At 61.3% G+C, this 13,689-nt stretch carries 10 protein-coding genes and 1 pseudogene; 9 read left to right on the forward strand and 2 right to left on the reverse strand.

The genetic code is table 11. From position 1 onward, the window contains the following. Positions 1–23 precede the first annotated feature (23 nt). Both QK293_RS01280 and QK293_RS01285 read left to right on the forward strand, forming a co-directional pair. Complete coding sequence (locus tag QK293_RS01280) at positions 24–1,391, forward strand: DUF1329 domain-containing protein (RefSeq protein WP_282375163.1); 1,368 nt, start codon at positions 24–26, stop codon at positions 1,389–1,391. Positions 1,392–1,531: 140 nt separating this feature from the next. Further along, positions 1,532–4,087, forward strand: a pseudogene (locus QK293_RS01285) (LuxR C-terminal-related transcriptional regulator). Between the two features lie 23 nt (positions 4,088–4,110). On the opposite strand, the gene QK293_RS01290 reads toward QK293_RS01285, so the two are convergent. After that, the gene (locus QK293_RS01290) at positions 4,111–4,896 is read right to left on the reverse strand and encodes an IclR family transcriptional regulator (protein WP_282375164.1); all 786 of its coding nucleotides are present in this window, start codon (positions 4,894–4,896) and stop codon (positions 4,111–4,113) included. Positions 4,897–5,061: 165 nt separating this feature from the next. Between QK293_RS01290 and hmgA the strand changes: the two genes are divergently transcribed. The 3 genes from hmgA to maiA are packed head-to-tail and all read left to right on the forward strand — an operon-like array spanning position 5,062 to position 8,322. Continuing rightward, positions 5,062–6,366: a homogentisate 1,2-dioxygenase gene (hmgA, locus tag QK293_RS01295; protein ID WP_282375165.1), complete on the forward strand. Its 1,305-nt coding sequence runs from the start codon at positions 5,062–5,064 to the stop codon at positions 6,364–6,366. Positions 6,367–6,369: 3 nt separating this feature from the next. Continuing rightward, positions 6,370–7,674, forward strand: a complete 1,305-nt coding sequence (gene fahA, locus QK293_RS01300) for a fumarylacetoacetase (protein WP_282375166.1) — start codon at positions 6,370–6,372, stop codon at positions 7,672–7,674. Positions 7,675–7,686: 12 nt separating this feature from the next. After that, a complete protein-coding gene (maiA, locus tag QK293_RS01305; protein ID WP_282375167.1) occupies positions 7,687–8,322 on the forward strand; it encodes a maleylacetoacetate isomerase in 636 nt (211 codons plus the stop codon). A 22-nt stretch (positions 8,323–8,344) separates the two neighbouring features. Here the strand turns inward: maiA and QK293_RS01310 are convergent, their stop codons facing one another. Further along, on the reverse strand, positions 8,345–9,148 hold the full coding sequence (locus tag QK293_RS01310) for a transglutaminase family protein (protein WP_282375168.1): 804 nt from the start codon (positions 9,146–9,148) through the stop codon (positions 8,345–8,347). 183 nt (positions 9,149–9,331) lie between these two features. Between QK293_RS01310 and QK293_RS01315 the strand changes: the two genes are divergently transcribed. From QK293_RS01315 to QK293_RS01330, 4 genes are all read left to right on the forward strand, one after another. Beyond that, positions 9,332–10,351, forward strand: coding sequence for a Glu/Leu/Phe/Val dehydrogenase dimerization domain-containing protein (locus QK293_RS01315; protein WP_282375169.1), 1,020 nt, complete (start codon positions 9,332–9,334; stop codon positions 10,349–10,351). A 112-nt stretch (positions 10,352–10,463) separates the two neighbouring features. Further along, positions 10,464–11,558 (forward strand): pyruvate dehydrogenase (acetyl-transferring) E1 component subunit alpha, encoded by a 1,095-nt coding sequence (gene pdhA / locus QK293_RS01320; protein WP_282375171.1) that lies wholly within the window; start codon positions 10,464–10,466, stop codon positions 11,556–11,558. After that, positions 11,551–12,540 carry an alpha-ketoacid dehydrogenase subunit beta gene (locus QK293_RS01325; RefSeq protein ID WP_282375173.1) on the forward strand — a complete coding sequence of 330 codons (990 nt, stop codon included), beginning with the start codon at positions 11,551–11,553 and terminating at the stop codon, positions 12,538–12,540. The genes pdhA and QK293_RS01325 overlap by 8 nt, the downstream gene beginning before the upstream one ends. Before the next feature lie 28 nt (positions 12,541–12,568). Continuing rightward, positions 12,569–13,669 (forward strand): dihydrolipoamide acetyltransferase family protein, encoded by a 1,101-nt coding sequence (locus tag QK293_RS01330; RefSeq protein WP_282375174.1) that lies wholly within the window; start codon positions 12,569–12,571, stop codon positions 13,667–13,669. The last annotated feature ends 20 nt before the right edge of the window (positions 13,670–13,689 follow it).

The following is a 13,689-nucleotide window of genomic DNA, read 5'->3' on the forward strand; positions in this document are numbered from 1 at the left end:
TCTGGCTGAGAAGGATGAATTTGATGCGCAAGATGATTCTGCAATGCGGTGCCCTGGCCCTGAGCCTGTTGGCTGCCAACGTGATGGCGACGGTGTCGCCGGAAGAAGCGAACAAACTCGGCACCAGCCTTACGCCGTTAGGCGGCGAGAAGGCCGGCAATGCCGATGGCTCGATCCCGGCCTGGACCGGAGGCATCCCGAAAAACGCCGGTGCCGTGGACAGTAAAGGTTTCCTGGCTGACCCGTTTGCCAATGAAAAGCCGCTGTTTACCATCACCGCGGCGACGGTCGACAAATATAAGGACAAGCTCTCCGATGGCCAGATAGCGATGTTCAAGCGCTACCCCGAGACCTACAAGATCCCCGTTTATCCAACCCACCGTACCGTGGCCGTACCACCGGAGATTTACGAATCGGCCAAGCGATCTGCGCTGAACGTGAACAGTATCAACGACGGTAACGGCCTGGCCAATTTCACCGGTAATCGCTACTACGCTTTTCCGATTCCGAAGAACGGCGTCGAAGTGATCTGGAACCACGTCACCCGTTATCACGGCGGCAATTTGCGTCGCACCATCACCCAGGCGACCCCGCAGTCCAATGGCGATTTTACCGTGATCCGCTTCAAGGATGAGGTCGCGGTGCCTTCGCTGCTGGGGGATTTGAAACCGGGCAGCGACGAAAACGTCCTCAGCTATTTCAAGCAGGAAGTGACGGCGCCTGCGCGCCTGGCGGGTAACGTGTTGCTGGTTCACGAGACCCTCGATCAGGTCAACGAACCGCGCAAGGCCTGGATTTACAACGCGGGCCAGCGACGTGTGCGCCGTGCGCCTCAAGTGGCCTATGACGGCGTGGGGACCTCGTCCGACGGGCTGCGCACCACCGACAACTTCGACATGTTTTCCGGCGCACCGGATCGCTACGACTGGAAGCTGGTCGGCAAGAAAGAAATGTACATCCCTTACAACAGCTACAAACTCGACTCGCCCAACCTCAAATACACCGATGTGATCAAGGCCGGGCATATCAATCAAGACCTGACGCGCTACGAGTTGCACCGGGTATGGGAGGTCGTCGCCACGGTCAAGCCCAACGAGCGGCACGTGTACGCCAAGCGTCACATGTACATCGACGAAGACAGTTGGCAGGTGGCACTGGCCGATCATTACGACGGTCGCGGTCAGCTATGGCGTGTGGCCGAAGGTCACGCTCAGTTCTATTACGACCACCAGGTGCCGGCCTATACGGTCGAGGCGCTGTATGACGTGATCGCCGGTCGTTACATCGCACTGGGGATGAAGAACGAGGAGAAACGCAGCTTCGAATTCAACATTGACGCGAAAGCGGGGGACTACACGCCGGCAGCCCTGCGGAGTACGGGAGTGAGGTAATCGTCCTACAGGCTCCTGCACACAAAGGTGACCCTGCGGTCACCTTTTTTATAGGCGCAAATCAGTGCGCTGAATACTTCTTCAACAAGCTGTGTGGAGAGGACTAGGGTGGCGCCACAACAATAAAAAGGCGCACCACTATGACCGCCATGGCCCCGTGTCTGGACCGTCCTGGACTCTTGCCCCGTTTGTCTTGCCACCACCTGTCTCGCAAACGGTTGATCGAGCCGCTACTGACCTCGACCGCGCGGGTGAAATTGCTTTGTGCTCCGGCCGGCAGTGGCAAGAGTGGGCTGCTCATCGAATGTCTGTTGCAGGCGCCCGATCAGTGTCAGGTCTGTTGGCTGCCGTTGGCAGGAACGTCGATGAATGCTGCCGAATTCCGGCAGCGGCTGGCACACGCGTTGGGATTGGCCTCGGCGGACGAATCCGCATTGCTGGCCTCTCTGGCTCAATTGCAAACGCCGACCTGGTTGTGCCTCGATGATTATTGCCGAACGCCCAACCCGGAGCTCGACCTTTTGCTCGACCGGTTGCTGGCCGTCAGTAGTCCGATGGTCACGTGGTGGCTGAGCGGTCGGCGCCGTCCGCAATGCAATTGGCCGCGCCTGTTACTTGCCGATGAACTTTACGACTGCGAGCGCGCCACGCTGGCCTTCACTGAAGCTGAAATCGCACAGCTGTTGCATCACCTGGCGTCGGAGCAGGCGGCGAAACGTGCCCGCAGGATCATCGAACTTACCGGTGGCTGGTGCGCGGGCGTGAGGATTGCGCTGCTGCAAAAATGCGACTGGTCGCGCAACGAGCAACTGTACGGCCGTCCTGACACGTTGCACGCTTACCTCGAACACGAACTGTTTGGCATTCTGACCCCGGAGCTGACGGAAGCCTGGCGGGTGCTGGCACATCTGCCGCGGTTCAATGCCCGGCTGTGCGATCACCTGTTCGGTGCCGGTGAGGGCGCCCAGTACCTGAGCACGTTGCAGGCGTTGGGCTGCTTCATAGAGCCCTGGCAGGACTCGACCGACTGGGTGCAGATTTTTGCACCCCTCACGCAGTTGATGCGCGAGGAACAATGGCCGGCAAGGCGATCCTGGCATCGTCGCGCCTGTCAGTGGTTCGCCGCCGAACAGGACTGGAAAGCCGCGTTTGAACAAGCCTTGCTGGCCGAAGAGTTTGAGGTCGCGATCAGCCTGCTTCAGCATTTCAGTTTCGAGCACCTGTTCGAGGAGCAGACGGTGGTGCTCTTGTTGCGCCTGCATGAACAGCAGGGCGAGGCGCTGATGTTGGGCTCGCCGCAACTGGTGGGGCTGATCACCGCGGCGTTGTTGTTTGCCGGACGCTTCGAGCAAGCAGGCGAATGCATTTAGCATTTATCGCGTTTCATCCCCCAGCCGTCGACGTTGCATCAACGGCAACTGATCGCGCGTTGGCAGGCACTGCAGGGCTGGCTGCTGCATTTGCAGGGGCGCATGGAACCGTCGCGAGCGCATTTTCTGGAGGCGCTCGACGAACTAGGTCCGGGACTCTGGACCGCCCGATTGATGTGTCTGTCCGGCCTGACTCAGCAATCTCTGCTGCGGGGCGAGCTTGACGTTGCGCAGGCCATCAACCGTGAGGCGTTGTGCCTGGCGCGCGCACAAGGCTCGCTGGTGTTTGAAGGGCTACTGGAGCTTGATCATGCGCAATTGCTCGAGCAACGGGGGGCGCCCGGCAGGGCTGAACTCGTGCTGGCCAACATGCACGGCTTGCTCGTCCAGCAGCAACCGCTGGCCCAACCCTTGTTGGGACGGATTGCTTTGCGTCGGGGGCGGTTGTGCCTGTGTCAGGGGCGGGATGCCCAGGCGGCTGAACATTTCGAGAGTGGCCTGCAAATCTGCCTGCGCAGCCAGGACAAACGGGTGCTTTACGGATTCCTCGGTCTGGCGCAGTTGGCCGCCAATCGTCTCGACTACGCTCAGGCATTCGTCCTGCTGCGTGACGCCGAACGGTTGATGCAACAGCGACGGATTCCAGACACGGTCTACCGCGGACTCCTGCTGCACATCAGCAGCCATTTCTGGCTGCAGCAGGGCCGCCCGCAATTGGCTCATGAAGCCCTGACCCGGGTGCTGCGCCACTATCACGGCCCTCATGCACGTCAGGCGCCGCCGGCCACGCTGGAATTGATACCCGGCCTTGAATACCTGCTGGTACTGACCGAGGTTTACCTGAAACAGGCGCAAACTCCTGTGCAACAGCTTGAGTCCCGACTGCAGTGGGCCAGGCAGCGAGGGATGTCGGGGCTGGAAGCGCAATTGCACCTGGCGTTGGCCGAAGTTGCCTGGCTGAGGGGGGATACGCCCATGGCTCGCCAGGCGTTGCAGCAAGGATTGGCCCTGATCGAGCGCTGCAACCTTCAACAAACCTTGCGCGATCTTCAGTTGCGCCAGCCTCGACTGCCGGACGCTATCGGGCGTGCCGAGTCTGGTCACTCTCTCCAGCCGATGGCATCACTGCAGAACAGGTTGAGTCAGCGTGAAATAGAAGTCCTTGAGTTAGTGGCTCTGGGCAATTCCAATCAACAAATAGCTGATCAGTTGTTCATATCGTTACATACCGTAAAAACCCATGCGCGGCGAATTAATGGGAAGTTGGGCGTGGAACGTCGAACTCAAGCGGTGGCCAAGGCGAAAGTGTTGGGATTAGTTGTTTAAGGTGGAGGCGATCGTTTCGACGATTACGGCGTCGGCTCATGGCCCATCCGCCAACTCACGGCCCGCGTCGCCGCCAGCAACCGCTGCGCCGCCGGGCCGTTTTCGTCTGCGTGAAACAATGAGGCCGGGCCCACAATGGTCATGACCGCCGCGACATTCCCGACCGCATTGAAAACGGGAGCCGATAACGCATCGACCCCCGGCATCAGCAAACCATGCACGTGATGCAGACCGCGTTCGCGGATCTGTTCGCACAACGCTGCATAGGCTTGATCGTCCGACAGCGCATGGGTCGAGCTGCTTTGCAATTCCTGCTCGCGCAAGTCCACGGTTTCGCGTTTGGGCAAGTACGCGCCGAACACCAGCCCTGTTGATGAACTGAGCAATGGCAACACCGAGCCCAATTGCGTCACCACCGTCACCGCGCGGACTGCCGGTTCGATATGCACCACGGTTGCACCCTGATTGCCCCACACCGCCAAAAAGCAGGTTTCGTTCAGTTCATCGCGCAGCTCGGCCAGGGGCAGTGCGCCGACTTTCAGCACGTCCATACTGTTGAGTGCGGCGAGACCGACGCGCAAGGCCTCGCGGCCCAGACCGTAATGGTTGGTGGCAGCATTCTGTTCAGCGAAACCACTGGCAATCAGTGCCTGCAAATAACGATGAACCTTACTGGCCGGCATCTGCACGTGTTCAGCCAGGCGCGACAGTGAAGTCGATGGCGACAACTCCGCCAAGGCCTTGAGGATGTCGGTGCCGACCTCGGCCGAGCGGACTTTCTGTTTATCGTTGCTGCGCGGCGTTTCCATGGAGGCGGTCTGATCCCGGGACGAATGGGCGTCTTTATAGCTTGACGGTCAATACCAATCAAATTACGTTATGCGTAATCGAATTACGATAAAAATAACCCAGGCGTGCCGAGACCTCTCAAGCGGAGCGACAGGCCATTGCCTACTCCCTGTTCAGGAGGCTCCATGAACCTCGATTCAACGGCGCCCGCGCTGGCTTATCAGTCCGGCTTCGGCAACGAATTCAGCAGCGAAGCGTTGCTCGGCGCACTGCCCGTCGGCCAGAACTCCCCACAAAAGTCCCCGTACGGTCTCTACACCGAGCTGTTCTCCGGCACGGCGTTCACTGTGCCTCGCAGCGAAGCGCGGCGCACCTGGATGTACCGCATTCAGCCATCGGCCAATCACCCTGCATTCGTCAAACTGGATCGGCAACTGGCTGGCGGCCCGTTGGGTGAAGTGACCCCCAATCGCCTGCGCTGGAACCCGCTGGATATTCCGAGCGAACCCACCGATTTCATCGACGGGCTGGTGAGCATGGCCGCCAACTCGGGGGCGGAAAAACCGGCCGGGATCAGCATCTATAGCTACCGCGCCAACCGCTCCATGGAGCGCGTGTTTTTCAACGCTGACGGCGAACTGTTGCTGGTGCCGGAACTGGGGCGTCTGCGCATCGCCACCGAATTGGGCGTGCTTGAATTGGAGCCGCTGGAAATCGCCGTGCTGCCACGCGGTCTGAAATTTCGCGTTGAACTGCTCGACCCGCAAGCCCGCGGCTACCTCGCCGAAAACCACGGTGCGCCATTGCGCCTGCCGGACCTGGGGCCGATCGGCAGCAACGGCCTGGCCAACGCACGGGACTTCCTGACGCCGGTCGCCCATTACGAAAACCTCAAACAACCGACCACGCTGGTGCAGAAATTCCTCGGTCAGTTGTGGGGCTGCGAACTCGATCATTCGCCGCTGAACGTGGTCGCCTGGCATGGCAATAACGTGCCGTACAAATATGACCTGCGTCGTTTCAATACCATCGGCACGGTCAGCTTCGATCACCCGGATCCGTCGATCTTCACCGTCCTGACCTCGCCAACCAGCGTCCACGGCCTGGCCAATCTGGACTTCGTGATCTTCCCGCCACGCTGGATGGTGGCCGAGAAAACCTTCCGACCACCGTGGTTCCACCGCAACCTGATGAACGAATTCATGGGCCTGATCAAGGGCGAATACGACGCCAAGGCCGAAGGCTTCGTGCCCGGCGGCGCGTCGTTGCACAGCTGCATGAGCGCCCACGGCCCGGACGGCGAAACCTGCACCAAAGCGATCAACGCCGAGCTTTCGCCAGCGAAAATCGACAACACCATGGCCTTTATGTTCGAGACCAGCCAGGTGCTGCGCCCGAGCCGTTTCGCGCTGGATTGCCCGCAACTGCAAAACAACTACGATGCCTGTTGGGCCACGCTGCCCGCCACTTTCGACCCGACCCGGAGATAACCCATGACTCAGACTTCCATCACTCGTAGCTGGGTTGCCTCCGCCAACGGCCATACCGATTTCCCGCTGCAAAACCTGCCGCTGGGTGTGTTCAGCGTGAAGGGCTCCGCACCCCGTAGCGGCGTGGCCCTCGGCGAACACATCTTTGACCTCGAAGCAGCACTGGACGCCGGTTTGTTCGACGGCGTCGCGAAAACTGCCGTCGAAGCCACCCGTGGCGGTCAGCTGAACGCGTTTTTCGAACTCGGCCGCGAGGCTCGCGTTGCCCTGCGCGAACGCTTGATCGAACTGTTCAAAGAAGGCAGCACCCTGCACGGCAAGATCGAAGCCCAAGGCGCAAAACTGCTGCCACTGGCGGCGAATTGCGAGATGCACTTGCCGGCGAAAATCAACGACTACACCGACTTCTACGTTGGCATCGAGCACGCGCAGAACGTCGGCAAACTGTTCCGTCCGGACAACCCGTTGCTGCCGAACTACAAATACGTGCCAATCGGTTATCACGGTCGTGCCTCGACCATTCGCCCGTCCGGCACTGACGTTCGTCGTCCGAAAGGCCAGACCCTGCCAGCCGGCCAAACCGAGCCAACCTTTGGCCCGTGCGCACGCCTGGATTACGAGCTGGAACTGGGGATCTGGATCGGTCAGGGCAACGACATGGGCGACTCAATCGCCATCGGTGATGCCGCCGATCACATCGCCGGTTTCTGCCTGCTCAACGACTGGTCCGCGCGCGACATCCAGGCCTGGGAATACCAGCCGCTGGGGCCGTTCCTGTCGAAAAGCTTTATCACCAGCATCTCGCCGTGGGTGGTGACTGCCGAAGCGCTGGAGCCGTTCCGTCGTGCTCAACCGGCACGTCCGGAAGGCGATCCGCAGCCGCTGCCGTACCTGCTCGACAAGCGCGATCAGGCCGCTGGCGCCTTCGACATCGAACTGGAAGTGCTGCTGCTCACCGAAACCATGCGCGAGCAGAACCTGCCGGCCCATCGCCTGACCCTGAGCAACACCCAACACATGTACTGGACCGTGGCGCAGATGGTCGCGCACCACAGCGTCAACGGCTGCCAGTTGCAGGCCGGCGACCTGTTCGGTTCGGGCACTTTGTCGGGCCCGCAAAACGGTCAGTTCGGCAGCCTGCTGGAAATCACCGAGGGCGGTAAAAAGCCGATCGAACTGGCGTCGGGCGAGGTGCGTAAGTTCCTTGAGGACGGCGACGAAATCATCCTGCGCGCTCGTTGCATTCGCGACGGTTTTGCCTCCATCGGTTTTGGTGAATGCCGCGGTAAAGTGCTGCCGGCGCGCTAAGAGGATCGGGTCATGGAACTCTATACTTACTACCGTTCGACGTCGTCCTATCGGGTGCGTATCGCGCTGGCGCTCAAGGGGCTGGATTACCAGGCGCTGCCGATCAACCTGATCGCGCCGCCAGGTGGCGAGCATCGACAGCCGCCGTATCTCGCCGTTAACCCGCAAGGTCGAGTGCCGGCCTTGCGCACTGACGACGGTGAGCTGTTGATCCAGTCACCGGCGATCATCGAGTACCTGGAGGAACGTTATCCACAGGTGCCGCTGCTGTCCAAAGACCTCGCCGCTCGCGCCCACGAGCGTGGCGTGGCGGCGGTGATTGGTTGCGATGTGCATCCGCTGCACAACGTCAGCGTGCTCAATAAGCTGCGGCAATTGGGGCACGATGAGTCGCACGTGGTGGAGTGGATCGGGCACTGGATCAGCCAAGGGTTGGCGACGGTGGAGCAGTTGATCGGCGATGACGGGTATTGCTTTGGTCCGACGCCAGGGCTGGCGGATACCTACCTCATCCCGCAGTTGTATGCGGCGGAGCGCTTCAGCCTTTCACTTGAGGCGTATCCGCGGATTCGTCGAGTGGCGGCGTTGGCGGCCACACATCCGGCGTTCATCAAGGCGCATCCGGCGAACCAGCCAGACACTCCTTAACACCTCCCACAAGGATGTGTGGTTAGTGGACGATGGAGTTTGGCGGCAGGTGCCCCAGCCGCTCAGTCAGGCGAATCCGCTGAATAGGGTCGTCACTGAGCAGCAACGCATGCTCCAGGTCAAAGCGCTCGGCGTTCGGGCAGTCCAGCCGTTGATAGAGACTGGCCCGGGCCAGGTAGTCGGCGGCGTTGGCGTTGCCCAGCTCCAGCACCCGTTCGGCGTCGATCAGGGCGTCGATGTAGTCATCGTGAGAAAGGTGTAACTGACGCAGATTGCGCGACAGCCGCTGCAGCATTTGCACCGGCTCGGCAGTGAGCAAATGCTCGGCGCTGAGCTTCATGTTCGGGCCGTACTGGCGTTGCAGCAGTTCCCGGCAATCGTTGGGGTACAAACGACGTCCACCGCAGGGATCAAGCAAGTGATCGGCGCCCGGAACTCGCAGCAGGAAATGCCCGGGGAAGTTGACTCCGACCAAGGGGATCTCCAGACCTCTGGCCAGTTCCAGGGCAATCAACCCCAGACTCAGCGGCTGCCCACGCCGGCGTTCCAGCACGTGATTGATCAGCGCGACGTGCGCACGCGATGGCGTGAAGTCGTCCTGGGCAAATCCCAGGTCATTCATACGACGTAACAACGGCTGGGCCAGTTCGCTCACCGGCAGCATCGGCAAGCCATAGCTGACGCGCTGTTGCAGGTCCTTGAAGTCTTTCAGCGCCGCCTCGGGATCTACCTCACTGTCGTGTTCGGCGGCAACCCACAGCGCCGCCTCGAATAGCGCGGGCGGTGTTCGTTGCAAGCAGTCGAAGAAGCGTTGGCGCGGCGTCATCAAAATCTCCGGGGAATGCCTCGTTTTAGCCCCGTCTTGGGCATTCGTCCAGTGCCGCACACAGGTGCATTCAGGTTATGTCCGAAAGTCTGCATGGCGACGACGCTTATTCCCGTGCGCTTCTGCAATTTTTGGGCGCAAGCCTATACTGGCGACTACAAGTCGTCATTCGGGAGCCCTGCGATGTTCGCTCTCATGCAAAGCACTCGCCTTGAATCGCTGCATCTGAGCGTCGACCCGGTCACCGGGTTGAAGGCGGTGATTGCCATTCATAACAGCCGTCTGGGGCCTGCCCTGGGTGGGTGTCGTTACCTTGCCTATCCCAGCGACGAGTCCGCCGTCGAAGATGCAGTGCGTCTCGCCCAAGGCATGAGTTACAAGGCCGCGCTGGCCGGCCTGGCTCAGGGTGGCGGCGTTGCGGTGATTGTCCGCCCGATCCATGTGGAAAACCGCGCCGCACTGTTCGAAGCGTTCGGGCGCTGCATCAATCAGCTCGACGGCCGCTACATCACCGCCATCGACAGTGGCACCTCCGTGGCGGACATGGATTGCATCGCCCAACAGACCCAATACGTCACCAGCACCACCTCGGCGGGCGACCCTGCGCCGCACGCGGCGATGGGGGTATTCACCGGCATTCGTGCCACCGCCATGGCCCGTTTGGGCAGCGATAATCTCGAAGGCCTGCGCGTGGCGATTCAAGGGCTCGGCAACGTTGGCTTTGCCCTCGCCGAACAGCTGCACGCCGCCGGAGCCGAACTGCTGGTCAGTGACATCGATCACGGCAAAGTGCAACTGGCGATGGAGCAACTCGGTGCTCACCCGATCGCCAACGACGCGCTGCTCAGCACGCCCTGCGACATCCTCGCGCCCTGCGGTTTGGGCGGCGTGCTCAACAGCCACAGCGTGACGCAACTGCGCTGTGCAGCGGTGGCCGGTTCGGCGAACAACCAATTGACCCATCTGGAAGTCGCCGATCAGTTGGAGCGGCGGGGCATTCTGTATGCGCCGGATTACGTGATCAATTCCGGCGGCCTGATCTACGTCTCGCTCAAGCATCGCGGCGAAGAGCTCACGACCATCACCGCACACCTGTCGAAAATCAGCTCACGGCTGACCGAAGTCTTCGCCCATGCTCAGGCGGAAAAACGCTCGCCGGCCCGAGTGGCAGACGAATTGGCGGAGAAAGTGTTGTATCAATGAAGTGAACCGATGAAGGAGTGAGGGCCTATCCGGCAGACTTGCTCCCAAGGCCTGGTGCCACAAGCGTCAGGCTTGACTGACGCACGCTGACGAGGTGTGCCGGGAGCCTGGGATGCTTCACAAGGTTGAGCTGCCTTACACCCGATTTTTATCCCCTGACGGCCAATTGCTCGGCGAACTTCCTGCCTGGGCCGACGATTTCAATGTGCTGACGCGCCTTTATCGGCAGATGGTCCTGACCCGTCTTTTTGATCAGAAAGCCGTCGCCCTGCAACGCACCGGGCGCATCGGCACTTATGCGCCGACGTTGGGCCAGGAAGCCATTGGTGTCGCCGTCGGCAGCGTGATGCACGCCGAAGACGTATTGGTGCCGTATTACCGTGACACCGCCGTGCAGTTGATGCGTGGGGTGCGCATGGAAGAAATCCTCCTGTACTGGGGCGGCGACGAACGCGGCAGCGACTTTGCCGACCCGGCGGCGGCCCAGGACTTCCCGATCTGTGTACCGATTGCCACCCAGGCCTTGCATGCCTGCGGTGTCGCCAGCGCCTTTAAAATCCGCGGTGAACATCGGGTCGCCGTCACCACCTGTGGCGACGGCGCCACCAGCAAAGGCGATTTCCTCGAAGCCCTCAACGTTGCCGGTGCCTGGCAGTTGCCGGTGGTGTTCGTGGTCAATAACAACCAATGGGCGATCTCGGTACCGCGACGGATTCAGTGCGGCGCCCCGACCCTGGCACAGAAAGCCATCGGCGCAGGGTTCCACGGCGAACAGGTCGACGGCAATGACATGCTCGCGGTTTACGACCGAGTACACGCAGCCCTCGAACGGGCACGCCACGGTAAAGGCCCGGTGTTGCTGGAATGCCTGAGCTATCGCCTCGGCGACCACACCACCGCCGACGATGCCACGCGCTACCGGCCGGCGGACGAGGTCAAGCAGGCCTGGCTGGAAGAACCGGTCAAACGCCTGCAACGTTTCATGGTCGGGCAGGGCGTCTGGGACGAAGGCCGCGAGCAGGCCCTGATCAGCGAATGCCAGGGCCTGGTGCAGCGTGCTGTGGATAACTTCGAAGCAGCGGGGACTCAGGCACCCGAATCGGTCATGGATCACGTCTACGCCCGATGGCCGGAGCCCCTCGCCGGGCAGCGTGAAGAGTTGCTCGACAGGGCGGCGCGTCGCGCGGGAGATTCGGGCCATGAGTAACGGCAAAGTCACGTTGCTGGAAGCGGTGAACCTGGCGCTGCATCGGGCCATGAGCGAAGACGAAAACGTCATCGTCCTCGGTGAAGACGTCGGGGTGAACGGCGGCGTGTTTCGCGCAACTCAAGGGCTGCGCGACCGCTTCGGCTTCAAGCGGGTTATTGACTCGCCGCTGGCCGAAACCATGCTCGGCGGACTGGTGATCGGCATGGCCGCGCAGGGCCTGAAACCGGTGGTGGAAATCCAGTTCATGGGCTTCATCTACGCGGCCATGGAGCACCTGGTGTCCCACGCCAGTCGCATGCGTAATCGCACTCGAGGGCGGATCACTTGCCCGATGGTCATGCGCACACCGATGGGTGCAGGGATTCGCGCACCGGAACACCACAGCGAAAGCACTGAAGCCCTGTTCGCGCACATTCCAGGTCTGCGGGTGGTAATTCCGTCATCGCCGGCCCGGGCCTATGGCTTGTTGCTGGCGGCCATCGATGACCCTGATCCGGTGGTGTTTCTCGAACCGACCCGGCTCTATCGCATGAACCCGCAACCGCTGTTGGATGATGGCAAGCGCCTGCCGCTGGACAGCTGTTTCACCCTGCGCGAAGGCAGTGACATCACGCTGATCAGCTGGGGCGCCTGTGTAATGGAAACCCTGCAAGCCGCCACCGAATTGGCCGAACGGGGCGTCTCGGCGGAAGTGATCGATGTCGCGACTATCAAGCCGCTGGACCTCGACACCCTGGAAGCCTCGGTGCGCAAGACCGGTCGCTGCGTGATCGTCCACGAGGCACCGCGCTCCTGTGGCGTCGGTGCAGAAATTGCCGCGAGTCTCTACGAACGGGTGTTGCTGGACTTGCAGGGACCGATTCAGCGAGTTACCGCGCCGGACATTCCGCCGCCGCTGTATCGACTGGAATCGCTCTATACGCCCAATGTCGAGGACATTTTGCTGGCCTGCGACAACGTACTGCTGCACTACCTCTAAAAAGACGCCTGAACCCAAGGAGGCCGCGATGAAATATTTCAAACTGCCGGATCTGGGCGAGGGTTTGCAGGAGGCGGAAATCGTTCGCTGGCACGTCAACGTTGGCGATACGGTCAAGGCCGATCAACTGCTGGTGTCGGTAGAAACCGCCAAGGCGCTGGTGGATATCCCCGCACCGTATGACGGTGTGGTGGCAAAACTTTATGGCGGCGAAGGCGACATTATTCACGTCGGTGAACCGCTGCTCGGTTACGAAGGCGAAGCAGACGCCGGCACCGTCGTGGGGCGACTCGAAGGTGGCGGCAGTAATCAGGAGGATTCGTTTTTCATCGGGGCTGCCCCCTCGACCCGAGAGCACCTGGCGACTTGCGCCACACCGGCCGTGCGGCAACTGGCTCGGCAACTCGGTGTGGAGTTGAGCGGTTTGACGGGCTCCGGTCACAAGGGGCTGATCACCCGCACGGATGTGGAAACCGCGGCTCAAACAGAACGCGAGCGCTTCGGCGGAGAACGGTTGCGCGGCGTGCGGCGCAGCATGGCGCTGAACATGGCCCGGTCCCATGCCGAAGTCGTGCCGGTGACGATTTTCGGTGACGCCGATCTGCATCGCTGGGGTCAGGCACGTGAACCGCTGATTCGTCTCGCCAAGGCGATGGCCGCAGCGTGCGCCGTGGAACCGGTACTCAACAGCGCCTTCGACGGCAAAAGCCTGTCGCTCAAACAGCACGAACGGCTCGATTTGGGCATCGCCGTGGACACCCCGGACGGCCTGTTTGTGCCAGTGCTGCGCGATGTCGGTCGTCGCAGCGCGGCTGACTTGAAGGAAGGCGTCATGCGATTAAGAGCCGATGTGCAGGCGCGATCGATTCCGCCCAAGGAAATGATGGGGGCAACCCTGACGTTGTCGAATTTCGGCACCTTGTTCGGCCGCTACGCCAACCCGGTGGTGGTGCCACCGCAAGTGGCGATCCTGGCCGCAGGCGCGATTCGTGACGAACCGGTGGCGGTCGACGGCGCGGTGGTGGTGCATCCGGTTCTGCCGCTGTCCCTGACTTTCGATCATCGCGTGGTGACGGGCGGCGAGGCGGCGCGTTTCTTCAAGGCCTTGGTCGAGGCGTTGGAACGTTAGCATCCGACCAAATCACCTTC

Origin of the sequence: Pseudomonas sp. AL03 (assembly GCF_029960815.1) — a bacterium.
Taxonomy (GTDB): domain Bacteria; phylum Pseudomonadota; class Gammaproteobacteria; order Pseudomonadales; family Pseudomonadaceae; genus Aquipseudomonas.